Source organism: Streptomyces calvus (assembly GCF_006782915.1).
In the GTDB taxonomy this organism is placed as follows: Bacteria; Actinomycetota; Actinomycetes; order Streptomycetales; family Streptomycetaceae; genus Streptomyces; species Streptomyces calvus.
Map to the genome: position 1 here is coordinate 61,182 of NZ_VCNP01000025.1, position 17,539 is coordinate 78,720.

14 protein-coding genes and 1 pseudogene are annotated in these 17,539 nt (G+C 73.8%); 10 read left to right on the top strand and 5 right to left on the bottom strand.

Going from position 1 to position 17,539, the window contains the following annotated elements; all coding sequences use genetic code 11:
* The first annotated feature begins 318 nt into the window (after positions 1 to 318).
* Complete coding sequence (locus FGW31_RS10780; protein ID WP_142193174.1) at positions 319 to 1,827, top strand: SulP family inorganic anion transporter; 1,509 nt, start codon at positions 319 to 321, stop codon at positions 1,825 to 1,827.
* Between the two features lie 255 nt (positions 1,828 to 2,082).
* Here FGW31_RS10780 and FGW31_RS10790 read toward each other — a convergent pair whose 3' ends face one another.
* A complete protein-coding gene (locus FGW31_RS10790; protein ID WP_185907424.1) occupies positions 2,083 to 2,985 on the bottom strand; it encodes a hypothetical protein in 903 nt (300 codons plus the stop codon).
* Positions 2,975 to 3,496, bottom strand: a complete 522-nt coding sequence (locus tag FGW31_RS10795; RefSeq protein WP_142193175.1) for a SigE family RNA polymerase sigma factor — start codon at positions 3,494 to 3,496, stop codon at positions 2,975 to 2,977. The genes FGW31_RS10790 and FGW31_RS10795 overlap by 11 nt, the downstream gene beginning before the upstream one ends.
* Before the next feature lie 105 nt (positions 3,497 to 3,601).
* Here FGW31_RS10795 and FGW31_RS35255 point away from each other — a divergent pair, with 105 nt between their 5' ends.
* The 3 genes from FGW31_RS35255 (at position 3,602) to FGW31_RS10815 (ending at position 8,657) form a co-directional block, all read left to right on the top strand.
* Entirely contained in the window at positions 3,602 to 4,987 is a 1,386-nt protein-coding gene (locus FGW31_RS35255) for a sigma factor-like helix-turn-helix DNA-binding protein (RefSeq protein ID WP_220450370.1), read from the top strand.
* Complete coding sequence (locus FGW31_RS10810) at positions 4,984 to 6,687, top strand: transglycosylase domain-containing protein (protein WP_373303458.1); 1,704 nt, start codon at positions 4,984 to 4,986, stop codon at positions 6,685 to 6,687. The genes FGW31_RS35255 and FGW31_RS10810 overlap by 4 nt, the downstream gene beginning before the upstream one ends.
* A gap of 200 nt (positions 6,688 to 6,887) precedes the next feature.
* On the top strand, positions 6,888 to 8,657 hold the full coding sequence (locus tag FGW31_RS10815) for a beta-ketoacyl-[acyl-carrier-protein] synthase family protein (RefSeq protein WP_142193176.1): 1,770 nt from the start codon (positions 6,888 to 6,890) through the stop codon (positions 8,655 to 8,657).
* 572 nt (positions 8,658 to 9,229) lie between these two features.
* Here the strand turns inward: FGW31_RS10815 and ku are convergent.
* Entirely contained in the window at positions 9,230 to 10,267 is a 1,038-nt protein-coding gene (gene ku, locus FGW31_RS10820; RefSeq protein ID WP_444545119.1) for a non-homologous end joining protein Ku, read from the bottom strand.
* A gap of 73 nt (positions 10,268 to 10,340) precedes the next feature.
* Here ku and ligD point away from each other — a divergent pair, with 73 nt between their 5' ends.
* Positions 10,341 to 11,222 carry a non-homologous end-joining DNA ligase gene (ligD, locus tag FGW31_RS10825; RefSeq protein ID WP_142193178.1) on the top strand — a complete coding sequence of 294 codons (882 nt, stop codon included), beginning with the start codon at positions 10,341 to 10,343 and terminating at the stop codon, positions 11,220 to 11,222.
* A gap of 391 nt (positions 11,223 to 11,613) precedes the next feature.
* On the opposite strand, the gene FGW31_RS10830 is transcribed toward ligD, so the two are convergent.
* Positions 11,614 to 12,417: an NERD domain-containing protein gene (locus tag FGW31_RS10830; RefSeq protein WP_142193179.1), complete on the bottom strand. Its 804-nt coding sequence runs from the start codon at positions 12,415 to 12,417 to the stop codon at positions 11,614 to 11,616.
* Positions 12,418 to 12,516: 99 nt separating this feature from the next.
* Here FGW31_RS10830 and FGW31_RS10835 point away from each other — a divergent pair, with 99 nt between their 5' ends.
* The 5 genes and pseudogenes from FGW31_RS10835 to FGW31_RS10855 all read left to right on the top strand — a co-directional run.
* Positions 12,517 to 13,023 (top strand): protein-tyrosine phosphatase family protein, encoded by a 507-nt coding sequence (locus tag FGW31_RS10835; RefSeq protein ID WP_182675239.1) that lies wholly within the window; start codon positions 12,517 to 12,519, stop codon positions 13,021 to 13,023.
* 141 nt (positions 13,024 to 13,164) lie between these two features.
* Positions 13,165 to 13,773 carry an SH3 domain-containing protein gene (locus tag FGW31_RS10840; protein WP_142193181.1) on the top strand — a complete coding sequence of 203 codons (609 nt, stop codon included), beginning with the start codon at positions 13,165 to 13,167 and terminating at the stop codon, positions 13,771 to 13,773.
* A 43-nt stretch (positions 13,774 to 13,816) separates the two neighbouring features.
* Entirely contained in the window at positions 13,817 to 15,178 is a 1,362-nt protein-coding gene (locus FGW31_RS10845; protein ID WP_142193182.1) for an FtsW/RodA/SpoVE family cell cycle protein, read from the top strand.
* Entirely contained in the window at positions 15,175 to 16,632 is a 1,458-nt protein-coding gene (locus tag FGW31_RS10850) for a penicillin-binding transpeptidase domain-containing protein (protein WP_142193183.1), read from the top strand. Before FGW31_RS10845 ends, FGW31_RS10850 begins: the two co-directional genes overlap by 4 nt.
* Before the next feature lie 18 nt (positions 16,633 to 16,650).
* Positions 16,651 to 16,916: pseudogene (locus FGW31_RS10855) on the top strand (DUF3291 domain-containing protein); the annotation flags it as partial.
* Here the strand turns inward: FGW31_RS10855 and FGW31_RS10860 are convergent.
* Positions 16,913 to 17,512 (bottom strand): Uma2 family endonuclease, encoded by a 600-nt coding sequence (locus FGW31_RS10860; protein ID WP_142193184.1) that lies wholly within the window; start codon positions 17,510 to 17,512, stop codon positions 16,913 to 16,915. The pseudogene FGW31_RS10855 and the gene FGW31_RS10860 sit on opposite strands and share 4 nt — an antisense overlap.
* Positions 17,513 to 17,539: the final 27 nt, after the last annotated feature.

Sequence of the window (17,539 nt, forward strand, 5' to 3'; positions counted from 1 at the left end):
GCGCCGCTTCCTGCCCGCCGTGACCCTTCGCTCCCAGGCCGCACCCGGTTCCGCCAGGCGCCGGCGCGCCGCCTTCCCTCTGACTGCCCCTGACTGCCCCTGACTGCCCGCGACTTCGCGTGCCGGCGTCGCGGTCGTCCCTCCGGTCCTCCGGTCCTCCGGCCTTCCGGCCTTCCGGTCGGCGGCCGTCCCGTCACTCTCCGCCCGCTTCGTCTTGTTCACCCGCTCCGTCTTGTTCGCCCGCTCCGCTTGATCTGCCCTTTCCCGCGCGCCCGCCGTGCCGTCGGACGCGCCCGAGCACGACAGGTTTCCTTCGTCTTGTCCTCCTCCGCACTGTCCCCCGCCGCGTGGCTGCGCGGCTCCCGGCGTCCGTCCTGGCTGTCCGATCCGAAGGTGCTGCGCACCGAGGTGCTCGGCGGTCTCGTGGTCGCGCTCGCGCTGATCCCCGAGGCGATCTCCTTCTCGATCATCGCCGGTGTCGATCCGGCGGTCGGGCTGTTCGCCTCGTTCACGATGGCCGTGACCATCGCGCTCGTCGGCGGCCGCCCGGCCATGATCTCCGCGGCCACCGGCGCGGTCGCCCTGGTCATCGCCCCGCTCAACCGCGAGCACGGCTTCGGCTACCTCGTCGCCGCCGTCATCCTCGCCGGTGTCTTCCAGATCGTCCTCGGTGCGCTCGGCGTGGCGAAGCTGATGCGGTTCGTGCCGCGCAGCGTGATGGTCGGCTTCGTCAACGCGCTCGCGATCCTCATCTTCATGGCGCAGGTGCCGGAGCTGACCGACGTGCCCTGGGCCGTCTATCCGCTGCTCGCCGCCGGTCTGGCGCTGATGGTGTTCTTCCCGAGGATCACCACGGTGGTCCCGGCGCCGCTGGTGTCGATCGTCGTGCTCACCGTCGTCACGGTCGCGGCCGGGATCGCCGTACCGACCGTGGGCGACAAGGGAGCGCTGCCGTCCTCGCTGCCGGTGCCCGGTCTGCCGGACGTGCCGTTCACCTGGGACACCCTGACGACCGTCGCGCCGTACGCGCTGGCCATGGCGCTGGTCGGGCTGATGGAGTCGCTGATGACGGCGAAGCTGGTCGACGACATCACCGACACCCGCTCCTCGAAGACCCGTGAGTCCGTCGGGCAGGGCGTGGCCAACATCGTCACCGGCTTCTTCGGCGGCATGGGCGGCTGCGCGATGATCGGCCAGACGATGATCAACGTACGGGTGTCCGGGGCCCGTACCCGACTGTCGACGTTCCTGGCGGGCGCGTTCCTGATGGTGCTGTGCATCGCCTTCGGACCGGTCGTCTCCGACATCCCGATGGCCGCGCTGGTCGCCGTGATGGTCATGGTGTCGGTGGCCACCTTCGACTGGCACTCCATCGCGCCGAAGACGCTGAAGCGGATGCCGGCCGGGGAGATCACGGTCATGGTGGTCACCGTCGTGTGTGTGGTCGCCACCCACAACCTGGCCATCGGTGTGGTGGTCGGTTCGCTGACCGCGATGGTCATCTTCGCCAAGCGCGTCGCGCATCTCGCCGAGGTGACCGCCGTCACCGATCCCGACGGCGGCACGGTCGTCTACCGGGTCACCGGTGAGCTGTTCTTCGCCTCCTCCAACGACCTCGTGGGCCGGTTCGACTACGCCGGCGACCCCGACAAGGTCGTCGTGGACCTGTCCGCCGCCCACATCTGGGACGCCTCCTCGGTCGCCGCGCTGGACGCCGTCGAGACCAAGTACGCCCAGCGCGGCAAGAGCGTGGAGATCGTCGGCCTCAACGAGCCGAGCGCCCGGATGCACGCCACGCTCAGCGGCGAACTCACCGGCAGCCACTGACCGGGCCCGCACCGGCGGCGTTCCCCACGCGCCGTACGTGCGGGCGCCCGCCGTGAGGTGACGGTTCCCGTACGGCTGTCCGTCGTGAAGTGGCTGTTCCGGTACGGCTGTTCGCAGTGGGGTGACGTTCCGGTACGGCTGTCCGTCGTGAAGTGACGGTTCCGGTACCGCTGTCCGCAGTGGGGTGACGTTCCGGTACGGCTGTCCGTCGTGAGGGGACGGTTCCGGCGCGCCGGTCGGTCGGCGCCGGGACGGTCACGGTGCTCGGTCCGCCTCCGCGGCTTCCGTACGGGCGGCGGCCGTACCGGCCCGGGCCGTTGTCGCGGTTCCCGGCACGGCGGCCGTTCCAGCCGCCTGCGGTACGGCGGCCGTTCCGGCGGTCTCCGGCACGGCGGCCGTCCCGGCGGGCTCCGGCACGGCGGCCGTCCCGGCGGGCTCCGGTGCTGCGGCCGTCCCGGCCGTGTCCGGTACGGCGGTCGTGGCCTGCGCGTCCGGGTCGGCCGTCGAGGTGATCTCGATGCGGTCGCCCACCCGGATCCGCTGGTAGAACCACTCGGCGTCCCGGATGTCCATGCCCACCCAGCCGGTCCCGGCGGCGAGGCCGGCGAGGGCCCTGGTGTCGAAGGCGAGGGCGCCCGCGTAGACCGGTTCCCCGTCGGAGGTGCGCAGCTCCACCAGGTACGGGACCTTGATCTCCTTGACCTCCTGGCCGCCCGCTCCTGCGCCGGCCTCGAGCGGCAGCAGCCGCAGGTCGGCCTTGGCGACCACCGTCATGCGGCTGCCGGGCGGGAACCGGTCGAAGGAGTGCGAGTCGACGCGCATCACGCGGTCGCCGACCGTGAGGGTGTGGCCGCCGAGGTCCAGGACGCCGGCCGGGGCGGGAGTCGGAACGGGAGGCGAGGTCGGCGTGCCGGTGGTCGGGCGGTCCGAGGCCGTGCCCGGCAGTTGACGGCGGCCGCCCGGGTCGTCGGGGTGCAGGGTGAAGGCGAGGGCCGCCAGTGCGCAGGCCGCCGTGACCGCCGTGCCGAGCACGGCCGTCGCCCTGCGGCGGCGGGAGCGGCGCCGGGCGAGGTCGCGGACCCGCGCGGCGTCCAGGCGCGGCGGCGTCTCGTGCTGTGCCGCCAACTCGCGCAATGCTCGGGCGAGTTCATCCGACACGGCCGCCCTCCCTCCAGGCCGGCTCCTCGGCCTCGGCCTCGTCCACCGCCAGGTGTCTGGCCAGTGCCGCCCGTCCGCGGGACAGCCGGGCCTTGACCGTCCCCACGGGTGCGCCGGTCTCGGAGGCTACCTGTTCCACGCTGAGGTCGCACAGGTGGTGCAGGACGACCGCCATGCGCTGGGCCTCGGGCAGTTGGCGCAGCGCGGCGACCAGGGCGGCGCGTTCGGGTCCCGGGCCGGGGGTCGACTCCTGCGGCGGGGTGCGCCGCACCAGTTCCAGCCAGCGTCTGGCGCGCCGCCAGCGGCTCACCGCCAACCGCATGGCCACGGTGCGTATCCAGGCCTCGGGCGCCTCGTCGGCCAGGAGTTTCCGGCGCCGGTCCCAGGCCCGTACGAACGCCTCCTGGACCACGTCCTGGGCCTCGCCGAGGTCCCCGGTGAAGGCGTACAACTGCCCGGTCAGACGGGGGAAAGCGGCCGCGTAGAAAGCGTCGAACTCGTCCTCGGTCATGCCCTCCACCGGAGTCTCGGATTTTCCCCTGCAACCCGGCCGTCGCCCCCATGCGTACAGGTTTCGCAGGTCGCGCACATCGAAGCACATCCCTGGAGGAAGACGATGAACACGGGTGCCGGGATCCATCGACCCGTCGTGCGGGTGGGCGCGCGGCGCCACGTCCCGGCCGTCGAGGAGGTGACGTACGTGCCTTTCGCCTCCGGGCCGTCGCCCCAATGGCCGGACGCCGGCGACGACTTCGCGGATCATGCGCGTGCGGCGTGGCCACGGCTGGTCGCGGTCGCCCTGTGGCTCACCGAGGACGCGGACGCGGCCGAGGAGTTGGCGCGGCGCACGCTGGTGCGGGTGTGCGCGCGGTGGCGGCGGATCCCGCGCGACGACGTGGACTTCCACGTACGGCGGTGTCTGGTGCGCGGGTTCCTGCGCAGGCGCCGCCCGGGCGGCCGGCGGCGGGCCGTGCTGGTGCTGCGGCACGGTGAGGGGCTGACGGAGACCGAGATCGCGCAGGTGCTCGGGTGTTCGGTGGGGGCGGTGCGCGCGTGGGTCCGGCGCGCGGAGAAGGAGGCCGGGGCCGAGGAGCGGCGGGCCGGGTTCGCCGCGCTGCTCGCCGGTACGGTGCCGCCGCCCGTTCCGCTCGACGGCATCCGGCGCGACGGCGCGCTGCGGCGCCGGCGGCGGGCGGGCGTGGCCGCCGCCGGGTGCGCCCTGCTGCTGGCGCCTCCGGCGGCGCTCGCCCTCGGCTCCCTCACGGGCGGTGGGGCCACCGGCGCCGCTGAGGTTCCCGACCTGCCGGAGCCCGGCCCGATGCGGCTCGTCGCCCCGGGTGAGCGGGTGCAGGCCGCTGAGGGCGTGGAGATCTGGCTGACCCCGGACGGCCCGCACTGGTCGTCCCCGCAGGGGCCCGGCCGGTTCCGCCCGGTGCGCGACGGCAACCTGGACCGTACGCGGCCGGGTGTCTCCGTACTGGGCGAGGAACTGTCCGACGGCTCGTACTTCCGGACCGGCGTGTACCACGGCCTGCGCGGCGAGCCGGCGCGCGTCGAGGTCCGGCTCGACGGGCGGACCGTCACCGCGAACGTGCTGACGCTGGCGGGCAGTCCGGGATGGGGCGTGTGGTACGTGAGGACACCCCCGACGGACTCCCGCACGGGACACCCGGACTCCGGTACGGGACGTACGGCCTCACGCACGGGGCACCCGGACTCCGGGACGGGACGTACGGACTCCCGTACGGGACACCCGGACTCACGCACGGGACAACCAGACTCTCGTACGGGACAACCGGACCCGCGCTTCGAACGCCACCCGGTCTTCCCTACGGGACGCCCTGGCTTCCCCACGGAACGTGCCGAGCCCGCCGTGGACGCCGTCCTTCCCGGTGCCGCCCCTGCGGTCACGGTGTACGACGCGGCCGGTGACGTCCTGGTCCGCTCGGACGCCGGACCGGCGGTCGCCCGGCCGGTGCCCGTCGGTGCGTGGCGTTCGTGAGGCGGCCCGAGGCCGTCGGCCGGCTGCTGCGCAGGTCCCCGGACCGCCCCCGAGTGCCCCTGCGCATCCGTCTGCGCCGCGGACGCGGACGGTGGCTGCGGCGGCTGCTCGTCACGTTCGCCGTCCTGCTGGCGGCCGTCTGCGGTGCGGCCGTCGTGGCGTACCGGCTGACCGGCATCCCCGAGCCGCACCCCGAGACGGTGGTGCAGAGCACGGTCTTCGTCGACGCCGACGGCTCCTACCTGGGCCGGCGCGGGCCGGTCGACCGGCAGGAGGTGCCCTTGTCGCAGGTGCCCCGGCACGTCCAGGACGCGGTGATCGCGGCGGAGAACCGGTCGTTCCGCACCGACTCCGGGGTGTCGCCGCGCGCCGTCGCCCGCGCGGTGTGGGCCACCGTGTCCGGCGGCGCCCCGCAGGGCGGTTCCACCATCACGCAGCAGTACGTGAAGAACGCGCTGCTGAGCCCGGAACGGTCGCTGACGCGCAAGGCGCGCGAGGCGCTGATCGCGATCAAACTCGACCGGACGCGCGGCAAGGACGAGATCCTGGAGGGCTACCTCAACACGGTGTACTTCGGCCGGGGCGCCGCCGGTGTCCAGGCCGCCGCGCGGAACTACTTCGACGTGGCGCCGCAGGACCTCACCGTCTCCCAGGGCGCGGCCCTGGCGGCGATCGTCAACATCCCCTCGTACTACGAGAAGGCGGGCTCCGACCCGGAGGTGACGGCGAAGCTGCGGCACCGCTGGGAGTGGGTGCTCGACGCGATGGAGGCGGGCGGCGGCATCACGGAAGCGCAGCGCCGGCAGGCCCGTTTCCCGGCGTTCCGGTTCTATCCGCCGGGCGAGACGGAGGGGCAGCGGCAGTATCTGATCGACGTGGCCGCGAAGGAGGCGGCGGGCCGGCTCGGCATCACCGAGGACCAGCTGGCGCGCGGCGGCTACACCGTGCACACCACCTTCGACCTGGCGCTGCAGGACGCGACCGCCGAGGCGGTGGAGAACCACGCGGAGGAATCCGGCGGCGGTGCGGTGCGGACGCACACGGCGGTGGTGGGGATCGAGCCCGGTGACGGGGCGGTGCGGGTGCTGTACGGCGGGGCGGACTACGCGCGGCAGCCGTTCAACGACGCGGTCAGCGGTGCGGTGGAGGCCGGCTCGGTGCTGGACCCGTTCGAGGGGGTGCGGCTCGACGGTCCGCTGCGCGGGCTGCACGGCTCGACGGCGCCCACACCGCTGCGGCTGGCCTCGGCGTACGCGGCGGTGGCGGCGGACGGCGTGCACGCGGCTCCCCGCACTGTGGCCCGGATCACGCGCGAGGGCCGGTCGGTCCACACCGCGCGCCCCGGAACGCGGCGGGTGCTGGACGAGAAGGGCGCCTTCGTGGTGACGTCCCGGGCGCACGAGCGTTCCGCCGGGTGGTCGGGCACCGGCCCGTACGTCGCCGCCGGGGCCGGCGGCGACGGCGGGGACGGCGGGCCGGGAGCCTTCTTCACGGCCGGGGCGGGCGGAGGCGTCGCCCGGCGCACGGTGTGGTCCGTGGGCTACGACTCCCGACTCGCCGTGACCGTGGCGCTGTTCGCCGACCGGCCCGGCCCGAAGAAGGGCACCACGGTGCCCGCGCACCTGCCGGACGAGCCGTCGCCGACCGGGTACGCGGAACAGCTGGCGGGTGAGGTGTGGGAGGCGGCGAGCGGGCCGTGACGTTTTCCACACGCCACGCGCCTTCGGTCAACTTGCCTATGGAGAAAGCGAGTTGGCGGGTGTGTCTCGGGTCACTCACATGGTAGAACGTGGCAAATCGGGCATGTTCGCTATTCAACGATGGTCCGTTCGCACTTCGTACAGAACACTCGTAACAGCCCCAGTACGACAGTTCGGATCAAAGAGAGCATGCACGCGCCATGACCCACTCCCCCGAGACGCCCGAAGTGCCCATACGCCCGTACCGGGTTACCGCCGCCGAAGTCGTCCCCGGCGACCTGCTCGCCCTGACGCGCGAGGACGCGACGCGGCACCGCTGGTACGTCGTGACCCACACGCTGCCCGAGGCGCCGGAGGTGATCCGGTTCACCCTGCGGCCGCCGCTGGGCGGCGTGGACCGCGAGGAGACGCTGCGCCGCGAGCAGCGGGTCACGGTCGCCGGGCGCCGGCTGGACGTCGCCGCGGTCCCGCGGGTGAGCTCACCCGCCCTGGACGGAGTGGAGTTCCGGGACGGGGACCGGCTGCACCGTCTGCGCGCCGTCGACCCGACGGCCACCGAGGTGACGTACGTGCGCCGCTGGGGCTCCTGGCACCTGGACTCCGACGAGCCGGGAGACGCCGTCACCGACACCGAGGTGCGCCGGTGGGCCGTCGAGGCCGACCGGGAGGGCGACATCGTCGCGCACGAGCCGCGTCCCGTGCGTGCGGCGGAGGCGGCCGGGGCGCGGCGGGTCGTCGTCACCGGGCTCGGTGCCGTCACCCCGCTCGGCGTCGGCACGGGCGAGTTGTGGCAGGGGCTGCTGGAAGGACGGCACGGCATACGGGAGTTGACGGACGAGGAGTTCGACGGGCTGCCGGTGCGGATCGCCGGCACCGTGCCGGTGGACCCGGCGGAACTGCTGCCCCGCCAGGCGGCGCGGCGGATGAACCGGGCCGCGCAGTTCGCGGTGCTGGCGGCGCGCGAGGCGTGGGCCGACGCCGGCTACGCCGAGGGCGGCACACGCGGCAGCGGGCTCGACCCGGAGCGGGTCGGCGTGAGCCTCGGCGCCATCCTCGGTGACGCGTCCGTGCTCGTCGGCGGCGACCGCAGGCTGCGGGAGAAGGGGCCGCGCGGTGTCTCGCCGCTCACCACGCCCATGACCGTGCCCTCGCAGGCGGCCTCCCAGGTCTCGCTCGACCTGCACATCACCGGAGAGGCACGCACCGTCACCAGCGCCTGCGCCTCCGGCACCGAGGCGATCGGCCAGGCCGTCGACCGCATCCGGTACGGGCGCGTCGACGTGGCGCTCGCCGGCGGCGCCGAGGCGGTCGTCACTCCGGCCATCATGGCGTCGTTCGCCGCGATGCGGGCACTGGCCGAGGGCGACCCCGCGACGGGCTCGCCGTCGCACCCCTTCGCCAAGGGCCGCGACGGGTTCGTCAACGGGGAGGGCGCGGGCGTGCTCGTGCTGGAGTCCGAGGAGCACGCGCGGGCCCGCGGCGCGCGTATCTACTGCGAGGCCGCCGGCTGGGGGCTGTCCGCCGACGCCCACCACGTCGCGGCGCCCGACCCCTCCGGCGACGGCATCGCGCTGGCACTGCGCCGGGCCGTGCGGGACGCGGGCGGGCAGGTCGCGGACGTCGTCCACGTCAACGCGCACGCCACCGCCACCGTCGACGGCGACCTCGCCGAGGCGCGGGCCCTGCGCGGCGTGCTCGGCCGGCGGGACGTGCCGGTCACCGCGCTCAAGGGCCACCTCGGGCACCTCCAGGGTGCCGCGGGCGGCGTCGAGGCCGTGGCCGCGGTGCTCACGCTGCACCACGGGCTGGTGCCGCCCACGGTCGGCTGCGCGGAGGTCGACGACGCGATCGACCTGGACGTCGTACGCGGCGCGCCGCGGCCCCTGCCGCCCGTCGGCGACCTGGTGCTGAGCAACTCCTTCGGCTTCGGCGGCCACAACGCGGTGCTGGCACTGCGCCGGGTGGCGTAAGGGCGCCGGACCGGGCATGGCCTGTTCGGTCGGGGTCCGGCCGGTCCGGGCCGTCCGGGTCTCGGGGGGTCCGGCCTGTTCGGGCCGGTCCGGGTCGGGGTCCGGCCTGTCCGGGGCGGTCCGGGCCGGGTCCGGCCTGTCCGGGGCGGTCCGGGCCGGGTCCGGCCTGTCCGGGGCGGTCCGGTCGGGGTCCGGCCTGTCCGGGGCGGTCCGGGCGGGGTCCGGCCTGTCCGGGGCGGGGTCCGACGGAGACCTTGGCGTGCCGACCCGGGGCGGCCGGGCGGCCGGGGCGACCGGGGCGACCGGGGCAGCGTCAGGCGGAAACCCTGGCGTGGCCGGTCCGGGCCGTCCGGGCAGCATCAGGCGGAGCGCTTGCGCGAACCGGTTCGGTCCGTCCGGGGCAGCTCAGGCCGAGCGCTTGCGCGACACGTTCGGACCGTCCAGGCGGCTCAGGCCTAGCGTTCTCGGGAACCGGTCCGGGGCGGGGCCACGCGGAGTGCCGGCCGGAACCGGTCCGGGGCGGCGGCACGCGGAGTGCCGGCCGGAGCCGGTCCGGGGCGGCCGGGGCGGCGTCAGGCGGAGCGCTTGCGGGAGCCGGTCTTCTTGGCCGCGGTCTTCTTCGCGGGGGTCTTCTTCGCCGAGGACTTCCCGGTCCCCTCCCCCGTCCCGGCCCGGCCGGACTTCGCCGTCGACTTCTTCGCGGAGGACGCGGTCTTCTTCGCCGCCGTCTTCTTCGCCGCCGACGTCGACTTCTTGCCGCCGGTCTCCTTGGGCGTGGCACGGCTCCCGCGCTGCGGCAGCGGCTTGACCTCGGCCTCCTTCGCCGGTTGCTCGCCGCGGGACTCGCGGGCCGCGCGGACGCTGTTCTCCAGGGCGGCCATCAGGTCGAGGACCTTGCCGCCGCGTTCCGGGGCGGGGGCCTCCGGCGGGGCCTCGCCGGCCGCCTTGGCGGCGATGACCTCCTCCACGGCCTCGCGGTACTCGTCGTGCAGGTCGTCCAGGTCGACCTCGCCGAGGGTGTCCATCAGGGCGTCCGCGAGGTCGAGTTCCTTGTCCCGGACGGTGACGCCGGTGTCGGGCGCGACACCCTCCGGGGCGCGCACCTCGTCCGGCCAGAGCAGGCCGTGCATGGCGATGGCGTCGCCGACCACCCGGAGCATGCCGAGCCGCTCCCGGCCGCGCAGCGCGAACTTCGCGATGGCCACCTTGTTGCTGCGCTTGAGCGCCTCGCGCAGCAGCGTGTACGGCTTGGCGGCCGGCGCCCCGCCCGCCGCCAGGTAGTACGCCGCGTCCATCTGGAGCGGGTCGATCCGGTCGCCGGGGACGAAGGCGACGATCTCGATCGTCTTGGCGGTGGGGATCGGGAGCCGGGCCAGGTCCTCGTCGGTGATCGGGATGATCGTGCCGTCCGCGTCCTCGTAGCCCTTGCCGATCTCCTGGCCGCTGACCTCGCGGTCCTCCAGTTCGCAGAACTTGCGGTAGCGGATCCGGCCGCCGTCCTCCGTGTGGATCTGGCGGAACGAGATCGCGTGGCTCTCGGTGGCGTTCACCAGCTTGATCGGGATGCTGACCAGGCCGAACGAGATCGCGCCGTTCCAAATGGATCTCACGTGCAGCACCTTTCCGGTCGTCTGCCGATCAGTGTCGGAGCATTTGTCATGCTTTACGTGGGATTCTCATCGTATGGCGCCTATCACTGAGGTGGAGGGGCGACGGCTCGCGCTCAGCAATCTGGAGAAGGTGCTGTATCCCGCCACCGGGTTCACCAAGGCGGAGGTACTGCACTACTACGCGACCGTCGCCGACGTGCTGCTGCCCCATCTGCGGGAGCGTCCGGTGTCCTTCCTGCGGTATCCGGACGGGCCCGACGGCCAGGTGTTCTTCACCAAGAACGTGCCGCCGGGCACGCCCGACTGGGTCACCACCGCCGAGGTGCCGCGGAGCGAGGGACCGGCCCGGATGGTGCTGGTGCAGGACTTGCCGAGCCTGATGTGGGCGGCGAACCTCGTCGCCGAGTTCCACACCCACCAGTGGCTGATCGGGGACCCGGAGCAGGCCGACCGGATCGTGTTCGACCTGGACCCCGGGGCGCCCGCCACGATCGTGCACTGCTGCGAGGTCGCGCTGTGGCTGCGGGAGCGGCTGGCGGCGGACGGGATCGAGGCGTACGCCAAGACGTCCGGGTCGAAGGGGCTGCATCTGCTGGCCGCGGTGCGGGGTGCTTCCTCCGATCGGGTGTCGGAGTACGCCAAGGGGCTCGCCGTGGAGGCGGAGAAGGCCATGCCGCGGCTGGTGCTGCACCGGATGACGCGGAGCCTGCGCCCCGGGAAGGTGTTCGTCGACTGGAGCCAGAACGCGGCCCGCAAGACCACGGCCACCCCCTACACCCTGCGCGCACGGGCCGAACCGCTGGTGTCGGCGCCGGTGACCTGGGAGGAGGTGGCGGACTGCCGGGCCCCGGACCGCCTGGCCCTGCGGGCCGGCGACATCGCCCCGCGGCTCCAGGACTACGGCGACCTGCTGGCACCCCTGCTCGACCCGGCACACGCGGGCCCGCTGCCCTGAGCGGCGCCTTCTCCGCCGACCCAGACACCTCGACGGCCGACCCGGCCGGTCACAGCCGTGCGCACGCGGGCCCTCTGCCCTGCCACTCCCGGCCGGGCCCAGCCAGTCACAACCAGGCCCCACACCGCCCCGCCGCCCCCCGAACCACCCCGAGCCAACCGGCCACAACCAGACCCCACGCGACCCCACTGCCCTGAGCCACCCCCGGCCGGGCCCAGCAGGCCACAACCAGGCCCCACACCCCCCCGCCGCCCACCCGAACCACCCCGAGCCAACCGGCCACAACCAGACCCCACGCGACCCCACTGCCTAAGCCACCCCGGGCCACCCGGTCACAACCAGGCCCGCGCGTGCCCTCTACCCCGAGCCACTCCCGGCCGGACCCAGCCGGTCACAACCGGGCCCACGTGTTCCGGTCGCGGGCGATCGCGTGCAGCGCCTCCACGTCGGCCGGTTTGAGGACGCCGCCGAAGCGGGTCAGGTCCCCCAGCGCGTCGTCGGTCACCACCCGCACCTCGCGGGGCGGGGCCGGGACGGACACCTGGGCGGGTTCGACCAGGACGAGCACCGGGTGCACCTCGGCCGTCAGGGCGTGGGAGGCGCGGTGGGCGTCGGACCGGACGCGGCGCAGCAGGGGGCGCGGTTCCTGCCGGCCGAGCGCGACGACGGGGTCGGCGACCGTCACCCGGCGCCTGTGCGCGTACAGGGCGTGGACCGCGTACAGGCCGCCGGGGCCGATCAGCAGGTGGTGGACGCGGTCGCCGCCGGGGAGCGGCACCGAGTGCAGGGTGTGCCAGCCGGCGCCGTCCATGCGGTCCAGGGCCCCGCCCACGGCCCGCTCCGCGGCCAGCGCCCTGCGACGCGGGTCCGGGCGCAGCCGGTGGGCCGGGCCGGGGTCGCGGTCGAGGGCGATCAGCAGGGTTTCGCCGGGGCGGTTGGGTGCGAGGTCGTCGTCGGGGTGCAGGGCGAGCCTGGCCAGCTCGGCGGGGGTGGGCAGCGGGGGCGGGCCGACCGAGACCGGGCCGGTGAGGAAGGGGCCCAGCGCGTCGAGGACGCTCTCCTCGTGGTCCTGGGAGAGCAGGTTCACCCGGGCCGTCTCACGGTCGTACCAGGCGAGGTTCCTGCCGTCCGGGAGGCAGACGTAGAGCCTTTCGCGGCCGTGCCGCCAGGTCGGTATGACGCGCGGTTGTTCCATGCACCATCACCCCATCTCCATGGGAACAGGCGGGTGCTCCGGGGGCAAGAAGCCGGTTACCTTGGAGAGCAGTTGGGCGGTGAGGGTGGGGAGGCGCCGTTGCGTACCCGCGGAAATCAACCCGACGTGCCGGCTCCGGACAGTCCGTGGGACGAGATCGTGCCGGGTCTGTGGATGGGCGGGCACCAGTACCGGGCCCTGTCCGGACGGCTGGAGTCCGCCGTCGTCGACCGGCAGTTCGATCTTGTGCAGACGCTGTTGCGGCTGCCCGGGTACGGGCCGGATCCCGGGGTCGAGCACCATGTGTGGCCGATCCCCGACGGGCCGCTGGACGGGACGCAGCTCGCGGGCGTGATCCGGCTGGCCGAGGCGGCGTGCGAGGCGCTGGACGGCGGCCGTACGGTCCTCGTGCGCTGTTACCACGGGTACAACCGGTCGGGCCTGGTGGTCGCGCACGCGCTGGTGCGCCAGGGCGGTACGGCGGAGGCGGCGATCCGGCTGATCCGCGCCCGCCGCTCCTCCTGGGCCCTGCACAACGACCTGTTCGTCGACTACCTGCGGGCGGGGCTGACCACGGCGCGCCTGCTGGAGGACCTGACGGAGTAGCCGGCCGCGCCCCGCAGTGACCCGGAGGGCGCAGCGCCGTCCCCGATGGCGCAGCAGGGCGGGCGAGGGTCGGGGAGACGCTCCTAGTGTGGCGACAGGTCACCTTCGACCCGTTTTCTCCCCCTACATGGAGGTACTGCCATGTCCCCGCGTCCCCCGCTCACCCGCCGTCTGCCCATAGCGCTCGCCGCCGGGGCCCTCGCGATCGCCACCGCCGTCACGCCCGCCGTCGCCGCCGACGACCCCGCCGAGGGCGACCAGGGGAACTGGAGCCAGCAGTCCGGGAACGGCAACGACAACGGCTCCGCCCAGCAGGGCGGCAACGACCACTGGAACCAGCAGAACACCGGCGGCACGGGCGACGCGAACCAGAACACCGGCGGCATGGGCGACGCGAACCAGAACACCGGCGGCGTCGGCGGCATGGGCGGCGACGGCAACCACCAGAACACCGGTGGCGTCGGCGGCATGGGCGGCGACGGCAACCACCAGAACACCGGCGGCAACGGCGACCAGGGCGACTACAAGGGCGTCGTGACGGCGCAGCGGCTGGCCCTGCGCAGCGCCCCGACCCGCGGTTCGCAGGTCATCCGGTACGCCCACAAGGGCGACATCGTCTCGATCTTCTGCAAGGTCCCCGGCGACAAGGTGGACGGCAACCCGCTCTGGTACCTCCTCACGGACGGCACCTGGGCCTGGGGTCCGGCCCGGTACATCGACAACATCGGTCCCGCGCCACGCTGGTGCTGACCACCGAAGCCCGCAAGGCGGTCCATGTGGGTAAGTTCCGGACATGAGTAAGGCCGGTATCACCCTGGCGACGGCTGATCCGCCCGCGCCCACCGTCCGTCTCCCCCGGCGCCGTGGCGTCGAACTCGCCCTGATCGTCCTGGCCGTGCTGCTGTCGGTGTACGGCTACTGCGCCGTCGGCCTCGCCAGGAACGGCACCGTCCCGCCCGGCGCCGCCGGTTACGGCGCCGGGCTCGGTGTGCTCGCCCTGATGGCGCATCTCGCGGTGCGCTGGCGCGCCCCGCACGCCGACCCGCTGCCGCTGCCGATCGGGGTGCTGCTCAACGGCCTCGGCCTGGTGCTGATCTACCGGCTCGACCTGGAGGCGCCCGGCGATCCGGCCGCCCCGGCCCAACTGGTCTGGTCGACCCTGGGCGTGGCGCTGTTCATCGGGGTCGTCCTGGTGCTGCGCGACCACCGGGTGCTGCAGCGCTACACCTACCTCTGCGTCACCGCCGCGCTCGTCCTGCTGACCGTCCCCATCCTGTTCCCGGCGGTGAACGGCGCCCGGATCTGGATCCGCGTCGCCGGGTTCTCCATCCAGCCCGGCGAGTTCGCGAAGGTGCTGCTGGCCGTGTTCTTCGCCGCGTACCTCGCCGCGAACCGGGGCGCCCTGGCCTACGCCGGTCGCCGCGACCGGTGGCTGCACCTGCCCACCGGCCGGGTGCTCGGCCCGATCGTCGCCGTCTGGCTGGTCAGCGTGGGCGTCCTGGTCCTGGAGCGGGACCTCGGCACCTCGCTGCTGTTCTTCGGCCTGTTCGTGGTCATGCTGTACGTCGCCACCGGCCGCACCGGCTGGATCACCCTCGGACTGCTGCTGGCCTCGCTGGGAGCGGTGGCCGTGGGCCGGCTGGAACCCCATGTGCACGGCAGGATCGAGACCTGGCTGCACCCGTTCGCCTCCGTCGAGGCGGGCGAGGGCCCGAACCAGCTCGCCCAGTCCCTGTTCGCCTTCGCCGAGGGCGGCGTCCTCGGCACCGGACTCGGGCTCGGGCACTCCGTGCTGATCGGCTTCGCGGTGAAGTCCGACTTCATCCTGGCGACGGCCGGTGAGGAGCTGGGCCTGGCCGGACTGTCCGCGATCATCCTGCTCTACGGGCTGCTGGTGGAACGCGGCTACCGTGCGGGCCTCGCCCTGCGCGACCCGTTCGGCCGGCTGCTCGCCGTGGGCCTCGCCTCGCTGGTGGCGCTCCAGGTGTTCGTCATCGCGGGCGGTGTGACCGGGCTGATCCCGCTCACCGGGATGGCGATGCCGTTCCTGGCGCAGGGCGGCTCGTCGGTGGTGACCAACTGGGCGATCGTGGCGCTGCTGGTCCGGCTGAGCGACTGCGCCCGGCGGCAGGGCGACGCGGGAGCCGTGCGGTGACCCGGCACATCCGGCACGCCGGCCTGTTCTGCGCCCTGCTGCTGGTCGCCCTGCTGGTCAACGCGGCCCGCGTCCAGGTGCTGCGGGCCGACGCCTACGAGTCCAGCCCGGCCAACCGCCGCGACGCCATCGCCCGCTACCAGCAGCCGCGCGGCGACATCCTCGTCGGCGGCCGGCCCGTCACCGGTTCGCGGGACACACGCGAGCACCTGCGCTACGAACGGACCTACCTGGACGGCCCGTTGTACGCGCCGGTGACCGGCTTCGCCTCGCAGGAGTACGGCACCACGCTGCTGGAGCACACGGAGGACGACCTGCTCTCCGGCACCGCCCCGGTGCTCGCGCCGCTGCCGCTGTGGAACGAGTTCACGCGCTCCCGCAACGCGGGCGGCAAGGTGATGACGACCATCGACCCGGCGGCGCAGCGCGCGGCGTACGAAGGGCTGCGTTCACGCAAGGGCGCGGTGGCGGCGGTGGAGCCGTCGACCGGCCGGATCCTGGCGCTGGTGTCGGTCCCGTCGTACGACCCCGGGCTGCTGTCCGGCAACGGGCGGACGGCGCGGGAGGCCTGGGCCGGGCTGAACGCCGACCCGGACCGGCCGATGCTGAACCGGGCGGTGCAGCGGACGTATCCGCCGGGTTCGACGTTCAAGGTGGTCACCGCGGCGGCGGCGCTGGACGCGGGCACGGTGGGCGATCTCGACGAGCCGACCGACTCGCCCGACCCGTACACCCTGCCCGGGACGACGACGCGGCTGACCAACGGGTCCCGGGGCTGCGCGGACGCCTCGCTGCGGGAGGCGTTCATCCATTCCTGCAACACGGTCTTCGCCCGGCTGGGCGTGACCACGGGCGTGGCGCGGATGCGGGCCACGGCGGAGAACTTCGGCTTCAACCGCGGTGACCTGCGCATCCCCTTCCCCGTGGCCCGCAGCACCTTCGACACCTCGGTGGACCGGGCGCAGCTCGCGCTGTCGTCGATCGGGCAGTACAACACGCGGGCCACGCCGTTGCAGATGGCGATGGTCGCGGCGGCGGTGGCGGGCGGCGGGCAGGTGCGGGAGCCGTACCTGGTGGAGCGGACCACGCGGGCGGGCGGCGGCACGGTCTCCGCGGCCGGGTCCCGTCCGGTGCGGCGGGCGATGCACCCGGCGACGGCGATGCGGCTGCGGGAGCTGATGCGCGGCGTGGTGGAGGACGGCACCGGCACGAAGGCCGCGATCCCCGGTGCCGTGGTCGGCGGGAAGACGGGCACCGCCCAGCACGGTCTGGGCAACTCCGGGACGCCGTACGCCTGGTTCATCTCCTGGGCGCAGCACGAGGAGGACATGGAGCCGAAGGTGGCGGTGGCGGTGGTGGTCGAGGACGCGGCGGCGAACCGGCGCGAGATCAGCGGCGGCGGCACGGCGGCCCCGATCGCGCGGGCGGTCATGGAGGCGGTGCTGAAGTCGTAGGCGACCGCGACCCGGTGAAACACGGACGCCGACGCCGCCGACGGTTCCGTCCGGCGCCTGGAGGGCGAAGGGGGCGACGCGACGGACATCGCCGTCTTCGACGACTCCTGCGGTGGGTGCCGTCCGGTCACCGCCCGACGGTCGCGGAGGCCGAGGCCCGCATCCTCCACCTGCGCGCCAACGGCCCGACGCCGTACGCCTTCACCCTGCGGACGTCCTTCCCGCCGGGCGCTGCGCAGCCGTTGACCGGCGAGGTGCCCGAAGGGCTGGGCTGCTCGGCCTAACGGCGGCGCTCGACGGCGGTGAGGTCGATGTCGACGGGGAAGGGGACGGTGAGCTTGAGCCGGTTGTGGAAGATCCCCATCGGCACGTACGACTTGGTCATCGGGTCCAGTTCGTAGACGTAGACCACGGGGAGTCCGTCGTTCTGCTCGACGCGCCAGTAGTGCGCGATGCCCGCGGCCGCGTACTTGCGGGGCTTGACCTCGCGGTCCCGTTCCTCGGAGTCCTTGGACACGACCTCCACGACGATCACGACGTCCTCCGGCCGGTACCAGGTCTGCCCCGGGCCGGTATCGGCGTCCGCCTTGAACACCAGGACGTCGGGCTCGGGACGGTTGCGCCGGTCGAGCTTGATGGTCATCTCACGCTGGACGTCGAGCCCGTCCGGCACGTGCGCCAGCAGGGCATTGTCCAGAAGCCGGATGACGCGCGAGTGGAAGTTGGTCTGCGGACTCACGAAGACGAGGCTCCCGTCGATCAGCTCCGTGTGCGGAGGCAGGTTGGGAAGCTCGTCCAGGTCGTCCGCCGTCCAGCCACCCACCGGCGGACGAGGCCACTCGTAGTCGTCGTCCAGCCCGTAGTCGCGTGCGGCGCTCATGATCGCTCCCATGTGCTGCAGTCTGAC

What these genes read in the sequence shown, in the direction of transcription:
- FGW31_RS10795 (WP_142193175.1), bottom strand. Translation starts at nt 3,496, where the DNA reads ATGACCGAGGACGAGTTCGACGCTTTCTACGCGGCCGCTTTCCCCCGT.
- ligD (WP_142193178.1), top strand. Translation starts at nt 10,341, where the DNA reads ATGGCGCCTATCACTGAGGTGGAGGGGCGACGGCTCGCGCTCAGCAAT.
- FGW31_RS10840 (WP_142193181.1), top strand. Translation starts at nt 13,165, where the DNA reads ATGTCCCCGCGTCCCCCGCTCACCCGCCGTCTGCCCATAGCGCTCGCC.
- FGW31_RS10845 (WP_142193182.1), top strand. Translation starts at nt 13,817, where the DNA reads ATGAGTAAGGCCGGTATCACCCTGGCGACGGCTGATCCGCCCGCGCCC.
- FGW31_RS10830 (WP_142193179.1), bottom strand. Translation starts at nt 12,417, where the DNA reads ATGGAACAACCGCGCGTCATACCGACCTGGCGGCACGGCCGCGAAAGG.
- FGW31_RS35255 (WP_220450370.1), top strand. Translation starts at nt 3,602, where the DNA reads ATGAACACGGGTGCCGGGATCCATCGACCCGTCGTGCGGGTGGGCGCG.
- FGW31_RS10860 (WP_142193184.1), bottom strand. Translation starts at nt 17,512, where the DNA reads ATGAGCGCCGCACGCGACTACGGGCTGGACGACGACTACGAGTGGCCT.
- FGW31_RS10815 (WP_142193176.1), top strand. Translation starts at nt 6,888, where the DNA reads ATGACCCACTCCCCCGAGACGCCCGAAGTGCCCATACGCCCGTACCGG.